The 17,844-nt window shown below is 70.6% G+C and carries 21 protein-coding genes; 6 read left to right on the forward strand and 15 right to left on the reverse strand.

Annotated features, from left to right (window positions below; translation table 11 throughout):
* Positions 1-39: 39 nt before the first annotated feature.
* The 7 genes from EXE45_RS02455 to cheB form a co-directional block, all read right to left on the reverse strand.
* The gene (locus tag EXE45_RS02455; RefSeq protein WP_092920034.1) at positions 40-750 is read right to left on the reverse strand and encodes a class II aldolase/adducin family protein; all 711 of its coding nucleotides are present in this window, start codon (positions 748-750) and stop codon (positions 40-42) included.
* The gene (locus EXE45_RS02460; protein WP_092920033.1) at positions 747-1,460 is read right to left on the reverse strand and encodes an HAD family hydrolase; all 714 of its coding nucleotides are present in this window, start codon (positions 1,458-1,460) and stop codon (positions 747-749) included. The genes EXE45_RS02455 and EXE45_RS02460 overlap by 4 nt, the downstream gene beginning before the upstream one ends.
* Positions 1,461-1,546: 86 nt before the next feature.
* Positions 1,547-2,419: a CheF family chemotaxis protein gene (locus tag EXE45_RS02465; RefSeq protein WP_092920032.1), complete on the reverse strand. Its 873-nt coding sequence runs from the start codon at positions 2,417-2,419 to the stop codon at positions 1,547-1,549.
* Entirely contained in the window at positions 2,420-3,634 is a 1,215-nt protein-coding gene (locus EXE45_RS02470; RefSeq protein ID WP_092920031.1) for a HEAT repeat domain-containing protein, read from the reverse strand.
* Complete coding sequence (locus EXE45_RS02475) at positions 3,634-4,449, reverse strand: protein-glutamate O-methyltransferase CheR (protein ID WP_092920030.1); 816 nt, start codon at positions 4,447-4,449, stop codon at positions 3,634-3,636. The genes EXE45_RS02470 and EXE45_RS02475 overlap by 1 nt, the downstream gene beginning before the upstream one ends.
* Entirely contained in the window at positions 4,446-6,863 is a 2,418-nt protein-coding gene (locus EXE45_RS02480; RefSeq protein ID WP_137693424.1) for a chemotaxis protein CheA, read from the reverse strand. The genes EXE45_RS02475 and EXE45_RS02480 overlap by 4 nt, the downstream gene beginning before the upstream one ends.
* Positions 6,863-7,957 (reverse strand): chemotaxis-specific protein-glutamate methyltransferase CheB, encoded by a 1,095-nt coding sequence (gene cheB, locus EXE45_RS02485; protein WP_199233588.1) that lies wholly within the window; start codon positions 7,955-7,957, stop codon positions 6,863-6,865. The genes EXE45_RS02480 and cheB overlap by 1 nt, the downstream gene beginning before the upstream one ends.
* 102 nt (positions 7,958-8,059) lie before the next feature.
* Here cheB and EXE45_RS02490 point away from each other — a divergent pair, with 102 nt between their 5' ends.
* The 4 genes from EXE45_RS02490 (at position 8,060) to EXE45_RS02505 (ending at position 10,403) form a co-directional block, all read left to right on the forward strand.
* Positions 8,060-8,533, forward strand: a complete 474-nt coding sequence (locus EXE45_RS02490; RefSeq protein WP_092920027.1) for a chemotaxis protein CheW — start codon at positions 8,060-8,062, stop codon at positions 8,531-8,533.
* Between the two features lie 130 nt (positions 8,534-8,663).
* A complete protein-coding gene (locus tag EXE45_RS02495; RefSeq protein WP_092920026.1) occupies positions 8,664-9,359 on the forward strand; it encodes an RAD55 family ATPase in 696 nt (231 codons plus the stop codon).
* Positions 9,359-9,751 carry a hypothetical protein gene (locus EXE45_RS02500; RefSeq protein WP_092920025.1) on the forward strand — a complete coding sequence of 131 codons (393 nt, stop codon included), beginning with the start codon at positions 9,359-9,361 and terminating at the stop codon, positions 9,749-9,751. The genes EXE45_RS02495 and EXE45_RS02500 overlap by 1 nt, the downstream gene beginning before the upstream one ends.
* Positions 9,752-9,794: 43 nt before the next feature.
* A complete protein-coding gene (locus EXE45_RS02505; RefSeq protein ID WP_092920024.1) occupies positions 9,795-10,403 on the forward strand; it encodes a hypothetical protein in 609 nt (202 codons plus the stop codon).
* Between the two features lie 47 nt (positions 10,404-10,450).
* Here EXE45_RS02505 and EXE45_RS02510 read toward each other — a convergent pair whose 3' ends face one another.
* On the reverse strand, positions 10,451-11,041 hold the full coding sequence (locus EXE45_RS02510) for a hypothetical protein (RefSeq protein ID WP_092920023.1): 591 nt from the start codon (positions 11,039-11,041) through the stop codon (positions 10,451-10,453).
* Positions 11,042-11,171: 130 nt separating this feature from the next.
* Here EXE45_RS02510 and glmM point away from each other — a divergent pair, with 130 nt between their 5' ends.
* Together glmM and EXE45_RS02520 are read left to right on the forward strand one after the other, a co-directional pair.
* Positions 11,172-12,536, forward strand: coding sequence for a phosphoglucosamine mutase (glmM, locus tag EXE45_RS02515; RefSeq protein ID WP_137693426.1), 1,365 nt, complete (start codon positions 11,172-11,174; stop codon positions 12,534-12,536).
* 168 nt (positions 12,537-12,704) lie between these two features.
* A complete protein-coding gene (locus EXE45_RS02520) occupies positions 12,705-12,992 on the forward strand; it encodes a hypothetical protein (RefSeq protein ID WP_092920021.1) in 288 nt (95 codons plus the stop codon).
* A 92-nt stretch (positions 12,993-13,084) separates the two neighbouring features.
* Here EXE45_RS02520 and EXE45_RS02525 read toward each other — a convergent pair whose 3' ends face one another.
* The 7 genes from EXE45_RS02525 to EXE45_RS02555 all read right to left on the reverse strand — a co-directional run bounded on the left by EXE45_RS02525 (position 13,085) and on the right by EXE45_RS02555 (position 17,838).
* The gene (locus EXE45_RS02525) at positions 13,085-13,822 is read right to left on the reverse strand and encodes an Sjogren's syndrome/scleroderma autoantigen 1 family protein (protein ID WP_137693427.1); all 738 of its coding nucleotides are present in this window, start codon (positions 13,820-13,822) and stop codon (positions 13,085-13,087) included.
* Positions 13,823-13,913: 91 nt separating this feature from the next.
* Entirely contained in the window at positions 13,914-14,336 is a 423-nt protein-coding gene (gene sufU, locus EXE45_RS02530) for a Fe-S cluster assembly sulfur transfer protein SufU (protein WP_092920019.1), read from the reverse strand.
* A 129-nt stretch (positions 14,337-14,465) separates the two neighbouring features.
* Complete coding sequence (locus EXE45_RS02535) at positions 14,466-14,861, reverse strand: co-chaperone YbbN (RefSeq protein ID WP_137693428.1); 396 nt, start codon at positions 14,859-14,861, stop codon at positions 14,466-14,468.
* A gap of 134 nt (positions 14,862-14,995) precedes the next feature.
* A complete protein-coding gene (locus EXE45_RS02540) occupies positions 14,996-15,247 on the reverse strand; it encodes a hypothetical protein (RefSeq protein WP_137693429.1) in 252 nt (83 codons plus the stop codon).
* An 82-nt stretch (positions 15,248-15,329) separates the two neighbouring features.
* Positions 15,330-15,545: a CbaC protein gene (locus tag EXE45_RS02545; protein ID WP_092920016.1), complete on the reverse strand. Its 216-nt coding sequence runs from the start codon at positions 15,543-15,545 to the stop codon at positions 15,330-15,332.
* Positions 15,542-17,332, reverse strand: a complete 1,791-nt coding sequence (locus tag EXE45_RS02550) for a b(o/a)3-type cytochrome-c oxidase subunit 1 (RefSeq protein WP_137693430.1) — start codon at positions 17,330-17,332, stop codon at positions 15,542-15,544. Before EXE45_RS02550 ends, EXE45_RS02545 begins: the two co-directional genes overlap by 4 nt.
* Positions 17,329-17,838 (reverse strand): cytochrome c oxidase subunit II, encoded by a 510-nt coding sequence (locus EXE45_RS02555; RefSeq protein WP_092920014.1) that lies wholly within the window; start codon positions 17,836-17,838, stop codon positions 17,329-17,331. Before EXE45_RS02555 ends, EXE45_RS02550 begins: the two co-directional genes overlap by 4 nt.
* Positions 17,839-17,844: the final 6 nt, after the last annotated feature.

Here is a 17,844-nt window from a genome sequence, read left to right on the forward strand (position 1 = left end):
CGACTACTCCGCGTCAGGCGACTACTCCGCGTCAGGCGACTACTCCGCGTCAGGCTGTTGCCCGTAGCTCTCGAACCGCTCCTCCACCGTCGCCATCTGCTCGTCGGTGAGGACGTGCGGCTCGCCGACGGCGGACGCGCGCAGGTAGAGCCGGCAGATGTCCTCGACGTGGCGGGTGTTCTCGACCGCCGTCTCGACGTCGGGGCCGGTGACGACGAGCCCGTGGTTCGCGAGGATCGCGGCGTCGGAGTCGGCCTCGGCCATCGCGGCGACGACGTTCGCGGCCAGCTCCTCCGTGCCGTACGGCGCGTAGTCCGCCAGGGGGACCTCGCGGCCCACGGCGGCGATCATGTAGTGGATCGGCGGCAACTTCCGGTGGAGCGTCGCCATCGTCGTCGCCCACGGCGAGTGGGTGTGGACGATCGCGCCCGGCCGGTCGTGCTCGTAGATCCCCGCGTGCATCGGCACCTCGCTCGACGGCGCCATCCGCCCGGCCAGCCGCTCGCCCTCCGAGGAGACCACGGGCACGTCGGCGGCGTCGAAGGAGTCGTACGGGACGCCCGTGGGCGTGACCGCCACGGCGTCGCCGTCGCGGACGCTCAGGTTCCCGGTCCGGCCGGGCGTCAGGTCTGCGAGGGCGGGCGCGTACTCGACGACCGCCTCGCGCGCCTCGCGCAGGAGGTCCGGGTTCGCGTCCGGGTCGGAGTCGCCCGCGGATCCGGATCCGCCGCCCGAGCCGTCGCGGGTCACGCCGCCACCTCAGTCAGGTCGGCGAGCGCGTCGAGCCGGTGGTCCGGGCGCCGGTCGCCGTCGAGTTCCCCCTCGGGGGGTGCCTCGCCGTCGGCGACGAACAGCGCCGAGTCGAGCCCGACGGCGTTCGCGCCGGCGACGTCCGTCTCGGCGTTGTCGCCGACGGCTAGCGCCTCGCTCGGCGGGCAGTCGAACGCGGCGAGCGCGGCCGTGAACGGGAGCGCGCTCGGCTTCTCGCGGCCCACCTCCTCGGAGGTGACGAGGAGGTCGATCCGATCGTCGATCCCGAGGCGCACGAGCTTCCGCAGCTGGACCCGCGTCGTGAGGTTCGTCACGACCGCGACGTCGGTCCCCGCCGCGTCGAGGGCGTCGAGGAGGTCCTCGGCGCCGTCGCAGAGCGACATCGCCGCGAGGTAGCCGTTCCAGTAGGCGTCGCCGGCCGCCAGCGCGCCCGCGGGGTCGGGGTCACCGGCGTGCCGGTACAGCCCGCGCTTGAAGTAGACGTGCCTGGAGTGAGAGGCCGCGGTGCCGCCGGTCTCGCGCTTCGTCTCCCGTCGGCCGGTCGCGTACAGGTCGTCGAACGCCGCGCGGTCCAGCTCGTACCCCCGCTCGCGGAGGGCGTCGAGCGCGGCCCGCTTACCCGCCTCGTTACACGGGGCGTACGGGTACAGCGTGTTGTCGAGGTCGAAGAGAACCGCCTCGTGGCTCATGGAGCGACTCGGCGCGGCACCGACTTAAGCGTGGTTCGACGCGCCGACGGGGATCCGCCGTCAGCTCGAAGGGGCAAATCGCTCCGCTACTGCTCGTTCATCGCCTCGCTGGCGATGTTGCGACCGCGGGAGTTGAGTGCGACCTCCCGGCGGATCCGGACCTCCTCGACCACCTCGAGCTCGACCAGCCGCTCGAACGTCTCCTCGACGTCGTCGACGTCCATCCCGAGGAACGCGGGGATTTCGAACGGCGAGACGCCGGAGTACAGCGCCATCAACACCTCTCGGTCGCGGCTGGAGAGGTCGACGTTCGTCGAACTGCGCTCCTCGCCCTTGCGGAGCCACGACTCGACGAACCGCATCCGGTTCGGGTCGCCCGCGACGTGCGTCTCGATGCTCGTCCCCTCGTCGTCGGTGTGTGACACCTCGATCACGGGCTTCTTCTCGCCGTTGACGGTGCGCTTCGCCGCGTCGAGGCCGCTGATGTCGTCGAGGTCGAACTCCACGAACGCGCCGCGCTCCAGGGCCGCGTTGAGCCCGTTCTCGTCGATCTTCACGCGGGCCTGCTCCCACTCGGTGTCCGTGACGACGCCCCCCTCGATGGCGGGGTGTTTCACCATCACGGTCTTCTGGTCGAGCAGCGCGCGGTAGACGTCGCGCTCGAACGGCTCGTGGTCGGACGCGGCGACGAGTAACACCTGCTCGCCCAGGTCGAAGCTCACGTAGTTCGAGACGCGCGCGACGGTCTGGTTCGCGTCGTGGCGGCCGCCGAGCCGTTCCAGCTTCGACAGCGGGACGGTCCGTTTCCCGTCGTTGCCGGCGAGTATCAGCCGCCGGTTCGAGAGCAGGACGCGCCCGGGGGTCCACGACACGTCGCTCACCTTCCGGCCCTCGCGGACCGCGACCGCGAACTTCGCCTGCGTGTCGGTGATCTTGTACTCGCTGTCTTTCTGGGACATTTACGGACCTCCGGCGCGCAGCTTCGAAACGGCCGAGAACACGCGCTTTCTGACGGCCTGACTGTCGTCGTCGGCGTACTCCTCGAGGCGGGTGAGCGTCTCCTGCCCGCCGATCTGTCCGAGGACGAACACCGCCTTCGCCCGGGCCTCTTCCGGGTGTTCGGGGCCCAGCTTGTCGAGCAGGCGGTCCTCGACGACCGGGCCCCCGAGGCTCTTGAGGCTCGTCGCCGCGAACTGCGCGGTCTGCGGGTCGTCGTCCGCGAGCGCGTCCGCGAGCGCCTCCACCGCGGTCGCCGTGTCCGGGTCTGCCACCCGACCGAGGATCCACGCCGCGTTCCGGCGCTGGCGGGACTGCTGGCCTTCGGTGAGGATCTCGACGAGCGGCTCGACGACGGTCGCGTCGTCGGCCGCCCTCAGCTCCGAGACCACCTGGTCGCGGACCGCGTGGCTCTGCCCGGTCGGCACGTTCGAGAGCAGTTCGATCACCGAGTACACCGCCGCGTTCCGGACGACCGCGCTCTCGTCGCCGAGGGCGCGGGCGAGCGGTTCGACCGGCTCCGGGGTGCCCGCCTTGCCGAGCGCGCCGGCCGCGATCCGGCGGATCGACTCGTCGCCGTCGTCGAGCAGCTTCAGGAGCGGCGACAGCGCCTCGTCCGTCCCGATCGTTCCCAGCGCGTTCGCGGCGGCGCGCCGCACGCGCGGGTCCTCGTCCTCGAGCCGCTCGCGCAGGCCGGGGACCGCCCGGGCGTCCGCGAAGGTCCCGCAGGCCTGCGCCGCCCGCAGCCGGACGCGGGCGTCCGGGTCGTCGAGCGCGCCGACCAGCGGCTGGAGGCCGCTCGCGTCGTCGAGCCGCCCGAGCGCGTTCGCGGCGGCCATCCGAAGTTCCGGGCGGTCGGCCTCGAGCGCGCGCGCGAACTTGCGCGCGGTGACCCACTCGGCCTCGGCGTCGCCGCCGCCCCCGGTGAGCTCCTCGAGGAGCTGTTCGAGCGCCGCCTCGCCGACCTCGTCGAGCGCGTCGACCGCCGCCCCGCGGACCTCGGGGTCGTCGTCCGTCGTCGCCGCCCGGAGCAGCCCGTCGATCGTCGGCTGGTCGCTCTCCGCGCCGATCTCGCCGAGGAACTCCGCCGCGCGCCGCCGGACGGCCGCGCTGTCGCTGTCGAGGGCGTCTCGGAGGCGCTCCGCGTTCCCGTCCCGTGCGTGCTGGTACAGCGACATCAGCGCCTCCCGAACACCCGCCGTCGCTTGTCGATCGGTTCGTAGCGGTCGCTTCGGTCCGGGGGGACGCTCTCGGTCATCCCCAAGACGAGGACGCCGTCGTCCGCGAGCGACGCCTCCAGCGTGTCGAACAGGGCCGCCTTGTGGTCGACGTCGATGTAGATCAGCAGGTTCCGGCACAACACCACGTCGAAGGGGTCGCGGGCGCCGTCGCGGATCAGGTCGTGCGTCTCGAACTCGACGAGCCGCTTGACCGCGGGGCGCACCTGGAACGCGTCCTCGTCGCGTTCGACGTAGCGGTCGGGATCGGAGAGGGGCTCCAGCTCCTCCGCGATGTCGGTCGTCCGCGTCGTATGGTAGACGCCCTCGCGGGCGTCGTCGAGCGCCTCCTCGCTGATGTCGGAGCCGAGCACTTCGACGCGCGACTCGTCGATCTCGGGGTCGTCGCAGGCCAACATCGCGACCGAGTACGGCTCGCGGCCGTCCGCCGACGGCGCCGACCACACCCGGACGCGCCGCTGATCGGCGGTCCGCTCGCGCAACACGTCTCGGAGCACGTCCCACATCTCCGGGTTGCGGAAGAACTCCGTGACGTTGATCGTGAGCGCGTCCATCAGCGCCTGCCGCTCGTCGGCGTCCTCGCGGAGGATGCGCTCGTACTCGGCGTGCGACTCGGTGTCGCGCCGGCGCATCCGCGCCGTGATCCGGCGGTCGAGGTACGACTCGTTGTAGTACCCCGGCTCGAACGGGACGGTGTCGTCGATCTGCCGGAGGACGCCCTCGAACGCCGTCTCGTCGTCTACCGATCCGCTCATAGGCTCACCACGTCGAGCACGGCCACGACGTCCCCGTCGCCGAGGACCGCCGTGCCGCTGAGTCCCGGCGTCCCCGAGAGCGGGCCGTCGAGGGGTTTGACGACCACCTCCTCCTGGTCCAACACCGCGTCGCAGTGGAGCGCGACCTGCCGCGTCTCCTCGCGGATCCGGACGAGCATGCCGTCGTCCGTCGGCTCGCCGTCGGACTCGGTCGTCGGATCCGCCGGGACGAACCCGTCGTCACCCGGCTCGTCGGCCGCGACGCCGCCGTCGGCCGCCGGGGTCTCGTTCGCGGACGCCGCGGCCGCGGCGTCCGCGGCCGCCGTCGAGTCGATCTCGCCGAGGCGCTCGTTCAGCCGGACGACCGGATAGAGGTCGTCCTCGTGTCTGACGACCTCGTCGCCGTGGACCTCCTCGACATCGTTGGCGCGCGCGACCTCCGCGATCGACTTGATCGGGATGCCGTACTCCGTGCCGCCCACGTCGACGAACATCACCTTCACGATGGCGACGGTGACCGGCAGCCGGAAGCGGACCGTGCTCCCCTCGCCCGGCTCGCTCTCGATCGAGACGGAGCCGTCGAGGTCGCGCGCGGTCGTGCGGACCACGTCCATCCCGACGCCGCGGCCGGAGACGTCCGTCACCTCCTCCGCGGTGGAGAAGCCGGGGTGGAAGACGAGGTCATAGACCTCGTCGTCCTCCATCGCCTCGACCGCCTCGCGGCTCTTGACCCCCTCGTCGACCGCCTTGTCGCGGAGCTGGTCGGGGTCGAGTCCGCCGCCGTCGTCCGAGACCTCGATGATCACGTGGTCACGCTCGCGCTCGGCCGTGAGCTCCACGTGGCCGGTCGGGTCCTTCCCGGCGGCCTCGCGCTCCGCGGGCGGCTCGATCCCGTGGTCGACCGCGTTCCGCAGGACGTGCACGAGCGGGTCGCGCATCTCCGTGAGGATCGTGCGGTCGAGCTCGACGTCGTCGCCCTCGATCTCGAAGTCGATCCGCTTGTCGAGGTCCCGCGAGATGTCGCGGACGAGCCGCGGGAACGAGTCCGACACCTGCGAGAACGGGATGAGCCGCATGTCCATCGCCGTGTCCTGGAGGCTGGATGCGAGCTTGTCGAGCTCGTCTAAGGCGTCCGACTCCGCGTCCGTTCCCTCGATCTCCCGGCGGAGCTTGATCCGGCTCGTCACCAGCTGCTCGACGAGCCCGTACAGCTCGTCGACCTGGTCGACGTCGACGCGGATCGACTTGATCTCGTCGCCGGACTTGGAGTCCGAACCGCCGGACGACCCGTTCGAGCCGCCGGACGACCCGTTCGAGCCGCCGGACTCCGAGCCGGCGTCGTCGGTCTCGGCGTCGGCCTCGGGTTCCGGGTCGGTACCGTCGTCCGCGGAGTCGGCGGACGCCGCGTCGGCGGTCTCCGGCTCGGCGGGCTCGAACTCGTCGCCGTCCGTCGCGTCCGCGTCGTCGGGCTCCGCGTCCGCGTCGTCGGGTTCCGCGTCCGCGTCGTCGGGCTCCGCGTCCGCGTCGCCTGCCGCTTCAGCATCGTCGGCCGGCCCCTCCGTCGCCGCGTCCGCGGCTTCGTCCGCCGCGGCCGCGTCGTCCGCGCCGCCGACAGCGACCGCCGTCACCGCCTCGACCTGCGTGAGCGCCCGGAGCCCCTCGCCGACGACTTCGGGATCGGCGCCGCCGACGAAGGCGTCGAACCCCTCGTCGTACTCGCCGTCCTCCAGCGCCTCCGGGTCGGGGTCGGTCGCGTGCCCGTCGAACTGCTCGTCGAGCGCCTGGAGGACGAGCGCCGCGTCGACGCCCGCCATCTGGGCGTCGCCGATCGTCACGTCCGCGTACGCGACCGGGTCGGGGAGGTCGGCCGCCGCGGGCGGCTCGGGGACCGAGACGTCGACGTCGTCCTCGCCCGCGTCTGCGGCGTCGTCGCCCGCGTCTGCGGCGTCGTCGCCGGACTCCTCGGCGTCGTCGCCGGACTCCTCGGCGGTGTCGACGGCGTCGTCCGCCGAGTCGCCTCCGTCTCCGCCGCCGACGGTGCCGTGCTCCTCCATCTCGCGCAGCCGCGACTCCAGGTCGGAGGGGTCGGTCGACACCTCGCCGGTCTCGGCGATTTCGTCGACCATCGCCTCGACGGTGTCGACCCCCTCGAAGAGGAGGTCCATCAGTTCGGGGTTCACCTCGCGGTCGCCCTGCCGGACCGCGTCCAGCAGGTCCTCCAGGGCGTGCCCGAAGTCGGAGACGTCCTCGTACCCCATCGCCGCGGCGTTCCCCTTCAGGGTGTGGGCGACGCGGAACACGTCGTCCATCGCCTCGGCGTCCTCGGGGTCGGCCTCCAGGGCCAGCAGGGCGTTGTTGAGGTCGGTGATCCCGTCTTCGGCCTCGGCGACGAACGCGGCGCGGTGGGAGTCCATCAGGCCTCACCCCCCACTATCGCGCCGGCGACGTCGTCGAGGTCGTACACGGCGTCGACCCCGCCGGTCTCGACCGCGCGCTTCGGCATCCCGTAGATGACGCAGGTGTCCTCGCTCTGCGCCAGCGTGCGCGCCCCGGCGTCGGCCATCGCGCGGATGCCCTCCGCGGCGTCGGATCCCATCCCGGTCAACACGACGCCGACGAGCGGGTCGTCTATGACCTCGGCCGCGGACCGCATCGTCACGTCGGCCGCGGGGGTGACCGTGTGGGAGTCGTCGTCCTCGTCGAGCCTGACCCGGAGCCGGCCTGCCCGGTAGCTGTCGATGAGGGTGTGGCTCCCGCCGCGGGCGACGAGCACCTCGCCGGCGCCGATCCGCGCGCCGTCGCTGGCCTCGCGCACGTCGTACGCGGAGGCGGCGTCGAGCCGGTCCGCGAACCGCGAGGTGAACGCCTCCGGCATGTGCTGGACGACCACCACGCGGCAGTCGGCCATCGGTAGCGCCGACAGCACGCGCTCGACCGCGTTCGGACCGCCGGTCGAGGCCGCGATCACGACCGTCAGCGGCCCGTCGATCTCGGCGGCGTCGACCTCGGAGCCGGCGCTCGCGGAGGGCGACGCCGCCGAATGCGGGTCGTCGCGCTCGCGGGTCGCGGCGTCGAGGTCCGCGTCCGCGACCGAGCGCACCGCCTCGACGAGCCGCTCCGACTCCCGCGAGACGCCGGTCGACACCTCGCCGCCGGGCTTCGCGAAGAAGTCGACCGCGCCGCGGTCGAGCGCCTCGAAGGTGACCTCCGCCCCCTCGTCGGTGTGTGCCGACAGCATCAACACCGGCGTCGGGGTCTCCTCCATCAGCCGCTCGACGGCCTCGAGCCCGCCCATCCCGGGCATCTCGACGTCCATCGTCACGACGTCGGGACGCGTCTCGGCGACCACCGAGAGCGCCTCCTCCCCGTCCCCCGCCTCGCCGACGACCGCGACCCCGGCGTCGCTCAGGAGGTCGCTTATCAGCCCCCGCATGAACGGGGAGTCGTCGACGACCACCACCCGCGGCGACCCGTCCCGACCGCCGCGCCGATCCGTCGTCCTGCTCATGTTCCAGAGCGGGCCCAGAATCAGCATAAATCCACGGACCCAGTAATCACCCCTGATAATTCAGGGGACACGATTATCTGTCGGTTCGCCACACCTACGGGCATGGCAGCAACAGCGGCGGAGGCCGAACCGACGAAGGTGTTGGAGTTCGGTCTGGGCGACGGGACGTACTGTCTGGACATCGGCGTCATCGACGAGATCGTCGACGCGGGCGAGCTCACGCGGATCCCCAACTCGCCCGACCACGTCGAGGGCGTGATGGACTTACGCGGCCGGACGACGACGATCGTCGACCCGAAGACGCTGTTCGACATCGACGAGGCGGGGCCCCGAGAGCGGATCGTCGTCTTCGACGACGCCGAGATCGACGAGGGCGGCACGGTCGGCTGGATGGTCGACGAGGTGTTCCAGGTCCGCGACGTCTCGCCCGAGGACGTCGACCAGAGCACCACCGTCGAGGACGAGGGCGTCCGCGGCATCGTCAAGTCCGACGACCGGTTCGTGGTGTGGGTCTCGCCGGACGTCGACGACGCGCTCGCCGCCGACCTCGACGACGTCGAGGGCGCGGAGGCGTAGGCGGGACGCGGCGGTCGACCCGCGTTCGGTCGCGCAGCGGAGGGGACGCCGGACCCGCGGCGGGCGATCGGTTCTCACCCGTGAGAACCGGGCGCCAACGCTTATCAGCCGCCCGATGGGTTCCGTACGTATGCGCGTCTCAAGCGGCGTCCCCGGGTTCGACGCCATCGTCGACGGCGGGTTCCCCGCGGACCGCCTGTACGTTGTCAGCGGTCCGCCCGGGAGCGGCAAAACGACCTTCTGCTCACAGTTCGCGGCCCAGGGCGCCCGGAACGGGGAGGATATCCTCTACATCAGCATGCACGAGACCAAAGAGGGTATCCGCGAGGACATGAGCGGCTACGACTTCGGGTTCGACCGCGCGCTCGACTCCGACCGCGTCACCTTCCTCGACTCCTTCTCGTCGGACGGCCGGCGCTTCTTCGGGCTCCCCGGCGACCGCCGCGACCGCTCCGGCGTCACCAACCGCCTCACGGGGTTCATCAACTCCCGCGACATCGACCGGGTCGTCTTCGACTCGACGATGCTGCTGCGGTTCCTCTTGGACGACGACGAGGACACGATGATCCAGCTGCTCTCCTCGCTGAAGCGGACCGACGCCACGACGCTCCTGATCTCCGAGATGACCGATCCGAGCGCCTACTCGGAGGAGCACTACCTGGCGCACGGCGTCGTCTTCATGCACAACTACCTCGAGGACGGGGGGATGCGCCGCGGGGTCCAGGTGCTGAAGATGCGGGGGACGGACGTCGACACCGACATCCAGGACGTGGAGTTCACCGACGGCGGACTGCGAGTCGGCTCGGCGGCGACGGTGACCCAGTGATGTACGACCGCACGTTCGACACGGAGTGGGACGATCTCTCCCGGGAGGAGGCCGTCGAGCGCGCCTTCGCGCTGGGCGTGGCGGCCGGGGTCGACAGCCCGCGCCCGGGGGAACTGGACCGGGTGCTGGAGGCGTTCCCGGGGAGCTACGACCGGAGCATCGTCGAGTTGGCGTACGACGAGGGGCGGACGAAGGCGCTGGAGGCGAAGGCCGAGCGGGACGACCCCGACGACGAGGCGGTCTGGCGGTCGCTCGTCGACGGCGCCGGGGCGCCGCGCGAGTCGCCGGTTCCGGCCGCGCTCCCCGGTGCGATACGCGAACTGACACTCACCGAGGGGCCGCGGGAGGGGCCGCCGTCGTCGCTCGACCTCCCCTCCATGCTCCGAAAGTGATCGCTCCGAAGGGTTTTACCCGACACTCACTCACGTCTTCACCATGACCGCGCTTCCCGACGCTGTCCGCGGTGCCGACAGCGTCCTCATCAGCGGTCCCCCGATGAGCGGGAAGTACGACCTGTTCAACCGGCTGCTCGCGGCGTGGTCGGACGGGCCGGTCGTCATCTCGACGGGGCGGACCGCGGAGAAGGTCCGCAGCGACTACGAGCAGCTCACGGGAAACGACGGCGACGACGTAGTCGTCATCGACTGCGTCACCCACGAGCAGGGCGACAAGCGCGACGACACGCCGACGACGAAGTACGTCGCCAGCGCGGGTAACCTCACGGATATCGGGATCAAGTTCACCGACGTCGTCGAGTCCTCGGCCGGCCGCGACCGCGCCGTCGGCGTTTACTCGCTGTCCCAGCTGCTGATGTACTGGGACCCCGAGCGAATCTACCGGTTCACCCGGGTGATGACCTCCCAGACCTCCGGGGAGGGGTGGCCGTTCGTCGGCGTCGTCGGCTCGACCGCCCACGACGAACAGGTCGTCCACACCCTCCACGAGCCGTTCGAAGTCGTCGTCGAGACCCGCGTCGACGACGACGAGCGAGAGTTTCGCGTCCGCGGCCGGGTCGGCAAACCCTCCGACTGGCAGCCGTTCTGAACCGGGTGCCGCGGTGCGGTCCGGGACCGACGGGCGGCGAGCCGGCCTCACCCGACCAGTTCGAACTCCGCGCCGATCGGCGGCGCGCCGACGACCCCCCAGTAGACGAACCGATAGATCCCCGGCCCCAGCGGCGGACAGACGGTCAGATCGAGGCCGTCGACCGCGTCGGCGATACCCGCCTCCGTCAGTGTGAGGTCCCAGGAGTACGTCGAACCGGCGTCGAGGGACACCTCGGTTCGGGGCAGTTCGACCGCTTCGCCGGTCGTCGACCCGCGGACGTCGAGCCACCCGTCGCCCGTCTCGCGCTGGATCGAGTACGCGAACTCGCCGAGCGTGGGCGCCGGGTCGTCGCCGGTGTTCCGGAGGATGAGCCGAAGCGACTGCCCGTACGTCTCGGTCGTCCCCTCGGTGGAGAGCTCCAGCGTGGTCGCGTCGGTCTCGACGACCGTCTCGGTGACCGACCCCTCGAACGGCCGATCGAGGCGGACGAACGCGTCGTCGTCGCAGTCCAGCGTCGGCGGCGTCCCGTCGGGCCCCTGCGGCCCCTCGCCCGCGGCAAAGTCGAGACAGCCCGCCGTCGCGACCGAGAGAGCGAGCGCGCTTCCGACGAGCGCGTCGCGTCGCGTGTGGTCCATACGGGACCGACGAGCGCCATCGGGATGAACCGCACGCGTCGCGACGGATCGAGTCGGGAGTCACCCGGTCGACACGTCGGCGCCGGACCGGTTCGGAACCGCTTTCCCCTCGGCCGGCGGATGGCCCCGCATGGAGCTGTTCGGATCCAGCGGCATCCGCGGGGTCGCGCTGCGGTACCTCACGCCCGCGCTCGTCCTCGACATCGCGAAGGCGGCCGGGACAGTGTGGGACGCGGACCGCGTCGCCGTCGCGCGCGACACGCGGACCACCGGCGAGCTGTTCGCGAACGCGGCCGCGAGCGGGCTCGCCGCGGTCGGGTGCGACGTCGACCGCCTCGGCGTCGTCCCCACGCCCGCGGTCGGCAACTACTGCGAGGCCGCGGGGATCCCCGCCGTGCTCGTCACCGCCTCGCACAACCCCCCGGAGTTCAACGGGATCAAGCTCGTCGGCGACGACGGCGTGGAGCTCTCCGTCGACGTGTTAGAACGGATCGAACGGCGCGTCCTCGACGACGAGTACGATCACGCCGACTGGCGGTCCGCCGGCGCGACGACGCCGATCGAAGGGGCGGTCGACGACTACGTCGACCAGCTTATCGCCGCGGTCGACCGCGGCGCGATCGCCGACGCCGACCTCACGGTCGCGGTCGACCCCGGTCACGGGGCGGCCTCCGTGGCGTCACCGCAGATCTACCGCGAACTCGGCTGCGAGGTGCTGACGGTGAACGCGACGCCGGACGGCCACTTCCCCGGTCGCGACTCCGAGCCGGTCCCGGAGAACCTCGGGGCGCTCTCCCGGCTGGTCGCGACCTCCGACGCCGACGTCGGGATCGCGCACGACGGCGACGCGGACCGGGCGGTCTTCGTCGACGAGGCGGGGGAGTTCGTCGACGGCGACACCTCCTTCGCGGCGATGGCCGACGCCTGTCTCGAACCGGGCGACGCGGTCGTCAGCGCGGTCAACGTCTCGCAGCGGCTCGTCGACGTCTGCGCCGACAACGACGCGGACCTCGAGCTGACGCCCATCGGCGCCACGAACATCGTCACCCGGACGCGCGAGCTCCACGAGGAGGGGACGAACGTCCCGGTCGCCGGCGAGGGGAACGGGGGCGTCTTCTTCCCGCCGTATCGGCTCTCACGCGACGGGGCGTACATCGGCGCGCAGTTCCTCGAACTGCTCGCGGCCGCGGACGGCGCCCCCGTCAGCGAGGTGATCGCGCCGTACGCCGACTACCACTTCGTGCGGGCGAACGTCGAGTACGCGGACGACGACGAGCGCGACGAGATGCTCTCGGCCGCCCGGGCCTACGTCGAGACCGCCGACGCGGAGCCGAACACGACCGACGGCTACCGGCTCGACTACGGCGACGCGTGGGTGCTCGTCCGTCCCTCCGGCACCGAACCGAAGATCCGGATCTACGCCGAGTCCGCCGACGCCGACCGCGCCGAGCGGCTGGCGAAGGACATGCGAGTCGCCGTCGAGAGCGGGCGGTAGCGGCCATCTGATTACACGGATCGACCGGGGGTGTGGGAATTCTCTCGGCGTGTCCGGTTCGAGCGCCGAAGCGTCGGTTCGCCTCGCTCGACGACCGGCACAGAACTGACAGAAAACCGACTAGTACCGGTAATAATATATTAACTCGATATGTAGTAACTATCGAGAATGACAGCCGCAAAGGCAGACCGCTCGTCGCGCCCCGCCTCGTCCGACCCGGACCCGTCGCCCGAACTGTTGAACGCGCTCGAAAGCGACACGGAGACGATCACCGGCGCCGTCGCCGCGGGATCGGTGACGCTGGAGGAAGTCGATCGGTTCGTCCGGCGCGCGGAGCGCGGCGAGATCGACGGCGAGGCGGACCTCGACGCGGTCGTCCGGATCGTCCACGCGCTGCTGCGCGACGAGCCGAGCTGGGCCGAGGCGGAGCCGGCCGGCTCGCCGGTTCGGGCCTAACGTCAGCGCTACCGAACCGAATCCCCGATCCGCCGGCTCTCCGATTCTTCGGTCCCTCCAACAGTTCCCCCGAAGCGGTGTCTCACCGCCGATTACCGATTCAGCGCTGCGAGCGCCTCGGCCGCCTCGCGGGCCGCTTCGAGGTGGTCGCGGGCGCGCCGCGGGTCGTCCGTCTCCTCGGCGGCGCGAGCGAACCGAGTCAGCGTGCGCGTCAGCGACGCGCGAGCGGCTCCGATCCCTTCGTCGTCGGCCGACTGCGACGGGGGCGACCGCTGTGGCTCGGACCCCCGCGGCGACCGTTCCCGTGGCGACGCCGACCCTCCCGACGACCCGGCCGCCGACGGAGGCGACTGCGGCCGGGCGGGCCCGTTCGCGCGGGAACCGACCGAGTTGGAGTCGACCGCGTCGGAGTCGACCGCGTCGGAGCCGACCGCGCCGTTCTCGGCCGCGGCGTCGACGGCGCCCTCCACGCTCTCGTCGGCCGACGTCGAGGTCGCCCCGTCCGGGGCCTCGGTCGCGTCGCCCGGAGCGTCCCGGGCCTCGGTCGCGTCGTCCGGAGCGTCCCGGGCCTCGGTCGCGTCGTCCGGAGCGTCGACCGCGTCGCCCGCGCCGGCCGCGCCGCCGACCTCGTTCCCGCAGGTGGGGCAGAACTCGCGGCCGTCGTGTCGGAAGATGGGATCGCCGCACTCCTCGCAGTGCCGGTTCGTCATCGTCGCGCCCTTCAGGAGGAGCTCCGACATCCGCTGGGTGTGCTCGCGCTTCTTCTCGTCCTCCGCGAACTTCTCGCGGAGCTTCTCGCGTTCCGCCTCCTTGTCGAAGCCGTCGCTCATGGGCGGACGAACGTCTTTCGCGGGCAAAAGTCCGGTGGGCTCGAGACGGCGAACCGCGAGAGCGGTCGACGCCCTCCTCGGAGCGTCGAGGCTACTCCTCCGTGATCGTGCGGTCGTCCGGGTCGAGCTCGCCGCGGTGGATCTTCGAGCCGTCCTGTGCGACCTGTCGGCCGAGCACCGCGCATTTCACGCGCATCGGGGAGATGTCGACGCCGAGCATCTCGGTGATGTCGTCGGTGTCGAGGGCGTCTAACTCGTCGACCGACATCCCGTGGAGCCGTTCCGAGAGCATGCTCGCGGAGGCCATCGAGATTGCGCAGCCGTCGCCGGTGAACCGGACCGTCTCCACGGTCTCTTCGGCGTCGTCGAGCTGGACGTCCATCCGGATCGTGTCGCCGCAGGAGGGGTTCTCGCCGACGTGCGTGAAGTCCGGATCCTCGAGTTCCCCGTAGTTACGGGGGTTCTTGTAGTGGTCGAGGATCTGCTGCCGGTACATGTCCGAGCCCAGTCCCATACTGGCTCCGAGTACGCCGGTCCGGCTCAAAAGGGTTCCGTCGGGCCGAACCTCGGCCGTAATCGGTGACGGTTCATCGCGGGAGCCGCCTCGGTCGCGGGCCCGCGCGCCCGCTCGCAACCGTTCGCCTCACGCCGCGTGGTCGTCGATCCACGCCGTCAGGTCGTCGCCCGGGACGAACCCCTCGGCGCGCCGCGCGACGGGCTCGCCGTCGACGAAGAGGACGAAAAGCGGGACGCTCCGCACGTCGAACCGCTCGATCAGCGGCGCGTCGTCGCGAGGGTTGATCAGCCCGACCGCGAGGTCCGTCTCGACGCCGCGTGCCACGTTGCCTAGGACCGGTTCCATGCTTGCGCAGATGCCGCAGCCGTCGGTGTAGAACTCCACGAGCGCGACGCCCGCATCGTCGACGAACCCGTCGAGAGCGTTCTCGTCGGCCAGCGAGACCGGCCGGTCGGCGCCCGACGCACCCTCGCCGGCCGCTCCGGGATCTCCGGCGTCGCTCGCCGTAGTATTGGTTTTCATACACACTATTGTCGCCGGAGACGGATAAACGCTCGCGTCGTCGGGGATCCGGTTTCGGACGCGGAGAGGAGGGTTGTGACGGCGCCGACGCGCACGGGGCAGACGGGCGGACATCGCTCCGACGCCGACGGACGCTACGAGTCCGTCTCCGACGCCGGCGGACGGACGAGCGGCGAGTCCTCGTTCGCGCGCTCGGGGCGACCGCAAACGCCGGCGTCGGCGCCGGCTTGCGAGACACCGGAATCGAGCGATTCGATGATCCAGTCGACCGCGTGACCGGTCGTCGACTCGTGGTCGTTCAGGGCGACTCGGGCGTCGCGAAGGGCGTCGTGGGTCGCCGCGAGCGAGCAGTCGCGACACCGGACCGTCACGCGCGTTTCGTCCATGGCGGCGTCTTGTGCCGAGCAGACATAACCGTCGCGGTCCGAGGCGAGACCGGTCACGCAGGAAGGAATCGAACGGGAGCCGCTACGCCGCCTCGTCGCCGTCGGGTTCGGTTCGCCACCCGCCCCTCAGCGTGACGTACCAGACCGTGCCGGCGGCGAGGAGGAAGACGCCCGCCATGTACGGGATCAGCGGCAGTTCGACCCCCACGAAGTCGAGCACCGTCCGGAACTCGTAGACGATCACCCCGAAGATCGCGAGCGTCACGAGCAGTCCGCCGCGGCTCACGTCGACGGTCATCGGCCCACCTCGACGAGCGCGGCCGACGCGTCGGTGACCGCGCCGAGCAGCGGCGCGGCGGCGTCCGCGAGGGCGTCGAACAGCGGCGCGAGCCACACCGGGTACGTGCCGACGCCGGGGCCGAGCAGGCCGCCGCGGTTGATGATCGCGGCGAGCGGGAGCGCGTACGCGAGGACGACGAGCGTGAGCGCGATACTCACCCACAGGCGGAGGTTATCGAGCACCTGCGGGGCGTCCTCCGGCCCGGAGACCGGCGTCGGCAGCGTCTCCGCGAGGCCGGAGGCCGTCGGGTTCCCCATCGTCAACACGAGATTCCCGAGGAAGAAGATCGTCGAGACGAAAAGCAGCGTCCCGCCGATCGCTATCTGGATGTTCAGCTCCTCGAAGCCGCCGAACATCGTCGGGTAGTCGAAGCCGGAGTACTCCGGTTCGGCGGTCCGACGCGGCACACCGAGCAGCCCCTGCGCGTGCATCGCGTTCGACATCAGCGCCATGCCGATGAACCAGAGCACGACCTGAAACAGCCCGATCTGACTGCTGTAGATCGGCTTGTTGCTGATCTGCGGCCAGAGCCAGTAGGTCCCGGCCATCATGGTCAGCGCGACCGCGGTCCCGACGGTGAGGTGGAAGTGGCCCGGTACCCACAGCGTGTTGTGGATGAGGTAGTTGATGTTCATCCCGGCGTTCACCATCCCGGAGAAGCCGCCGGCCGCGAACATGAGCCCGGCGAGCATCATGCCGGTGAACTCCGGCTTCCGCCACGGGAGGTGCGTGAGCCAGCCGAGCAGTCCGGTGCCGCCGTTTTTGCGAGCCCCGTACTCGACGCTCGCGACGACGGTGAACGCGGTGAGCAGGCTGGGCAACAGCAGGAACATCGTGTTCGTCATCGAGATGAACTTGAACCCCTCCGCGATGCCGGGGTCGAGGTACTGGTGGTGGATCCCGACCGGCGTCGAGAGGAGGACGAACAGCACGAACACGACCCGGGCCAGCGGGTCGCTGAACAGCCGCCCGCCGGCGATCTTCGGCAGGACGGTGTACCAGAGCATGTACGCCGGCATCAGCCAGAAGTAGACGACCGGGTGGCCGAAGAACCAGAACAGCGTCCGGGTCAGCGTCGGGTTCACCTGGTCGATGAAGCCGAGCGACCACGGCAGGAGGAACAGCAGCACGGAGGCGGCGACGGCGGACGAGGCGATGTACCACATCGTCATCGTGGTCAACACCATGAACGTCTGGAGCGGGATCCGCTCGTCCGGGTGGTCGCGCCGCCACGCGAGGAACGTCCGGAACCAGTCCGCCCCCGCGATCCACGTGCCGACGATGAACACAACGAGCCCGGCGTAGAACAGCGGGTGGGCCTGAAGCGGCGCGTAGAAGGTGTATAGCACGTCCGCGCTCATGTCGATGGAGTCGACGAACCCGGCGAGGATCGAGACGCCGGTGAGCGTCATGCCGGTCGCCATCAGTCCGTACCACGTCCACGTGATCTTGATGTTCAACAGCGGCCGGTCAAGGCTCCGAGTTATCGCCCAAGTGAACAACCCGACGAGGAAGAAGATCGTGAAGCTGATAACCATGAAGACGCCGTGCGCGGTGAGAACGGTGTAGTAATCCGTCGAGGGGATGATCCGCGCGACATCGGTCCGGTGGAGCGTCTGGATGATCCCGAACACCGCGCCGAGGAACAGGGCGAAGAACGAACTCAGGAAGGCCGCGCGGACGACGCGCGCCTCGTCGGGGAACTTGTCGACGAACGTCCGCTCGGACTCGAGGGCCGTGCTCACGCCGAGTCACCTCCTCGGTTCTCGAACTGCGACTGACTGACGACGTGGAGCTTCCCCTGCATGACGTGGTGACCCGCGCCGCAGTACTCGTTACAGACGATCCCGTACTCGGTGGGCTCGTCGGTCTCGACCGTGATCTCCGAGACTTCGCCGGGGACGACCATCGTGTTCGCGCTCGTGCCGACCACCTCGAAGCCGTGGATCACGTCGGCGGAGGTGACGTAGAACGTCACCGTGCTGTTCGCCGGCACGACGATCGGGTCGGGTTGGAACCCGAACTGTCGGGCGACGACGTACGCCTCGTACTCGTTCTCGCCGACCTGCTCGACTCGAGGCTCAGAGAACCGTTCGTCCTCGTCGAGCGCCGCCGGGTCGATCGTTGACTGCGAGTCGGCGACCATCGCCACGCCCGGGCCGACGGCGCCGTACGTCACGGTCCCGATAAGGGCGAGGATCAACACGATCGAGAGCGCGAGCCAGAGCTTCTCGTACGCGTGGATGTGCACCTCTGA

It is taken from the genome of Halorubrum sp. SP9 (assembly GCF_005435015.1).
In the GTDB taxonomy this organism is placed as follows: Archaea; Halobacteriota; Halobacteria; order Halobacteriales; family Haloferacaceae; genus Halorubrum; species Halorubrum sodomense.

Bases quoted from the DNA above. Each gene is read 5' to 3' on its own strand.
- EXE45_RS02460 (WP_092920033.1), bottom strand. From the start codon at position 1,460: ATGAGCCACGAGGCGGTTCTCTTCGACCTCGACAACACGCTGTACCCG.
- EXE45_RS02465 (WP_092920032.1), bottom strand. From the start codon at position 2,419: ATGTCCCAGAAAGACAGCGAGTACAAGATCACCGACACGCAGGCGAAG.
- EXE45_RS02470 (WP_092920031.1), bottom strand. From the start codon at position 3,634: ATGTCGCTGTACCAGCACGCACGGGACGGGAACGCGGAGCGCCTCCGA.
- EXE45_RS02475 (WP_092920030.1), bottom strand. From the start codon at position 4,449: ATGAGCGGATCGGTAGACGACGAGACGGCGTTCGAGGGCGTCCTCCGG.
- EXE45_RS02480 (WP_137693424.1), bottom strand. From the start codon at position 6,863: ATGGACTCCCACCGCGCCGCGTTCGTCGCCGAGGCCGAAGACGGGATC.
- cheB (WP_199233588.1), bottom strand. From the start codon at position 7,957: ATGAGCAGGACGACGGATCGGCGCGGCGGTCGGGACGGGTCGCCGCGG.
- EXE45_RS02490 (WP_092920027.1), top strand. From the start codon at position 8,060: ATGGCAGCAACAGCGGCGGAGGCCGAACCGACGAAGGTGTTGGAGTTC.
- EXE45_RS02495 (WP_092920026.1), top strand. From the start codon at position 8,664: ATGCGCGTCTCAAGCGGCGTCCCCGGGTTCGACGCCATCGTCGACGGC.
- EXE45_RS02500 (WP_092920025.1), top strand. From the start codon at position 9,359: ATGTACGACCGCACGTTCGACACGGAGTGGGACGATCTCTCCCGGGAG.
- EXE45_RS02505 (WP_092920024.1), top strand. From the start codon at position 9,795: ATGACCGCGCTTCCCGACGCTGTCCGCGGTGCCGACAGCGTCCTCATC.
- EXE45_RS02510 (WP_092920023.1), bottom strand. From the start codon at position 11,041: ATGGACCACACGCGACGCGACGCGCTCGTCGGAAGCGCGCTCGCTCTC.
- glmM (WP_137693426.1), top strand. From the start codon at position 11,172: ATGGAGCTGTTCGGATCCAGCGGCATCCGCGGGGTCGCGCTGCGGTAC.
- EXE45_RS02520 (WP_092920021.1), top strand. From the start codon at position 12,705: ATGACAGCCGCAAAGGCAGACCGCTCGTCGCGCCCCGCCTCGTCCGAC.
- EXE45_RS02525 (WP_137693427.1), bottom strand. From the start codon at position 13,822: ATGAGCGACGGCTTCGACAAGGAGGCGGAACGCGAGAAGCTCCGCGAG.
- sufU (WP_092920019.1), bottom strand. From the start codon at position 14,336: ATGGGACTGGGCTCGGACATGTACCGGCAGCAGATCCTCGACCACTAC.
- EXE45_RS02535 (WP_137693428.1), bottom strand. From the start codon at position 14,861: ATGAAAACCAATACTACGGCGAGCGACGCCGGAGATCCCGGAGCGGCC.
- EXE45_RS02540 (WP_137693429.1), bottom strand. From the start codon at position 15,247: ATGGACGAAACGCGCGTGACGGTCCGGTGTCGCGACTGCTCGCTCGCG.
- EXE45_RS02545 (WP_092920016.1), bottom strand. From the start codon at position 15,545: ATGACCGTCGACGTGAGCCGCGGCGGACTGCTCGTGACGCTCGCGATC.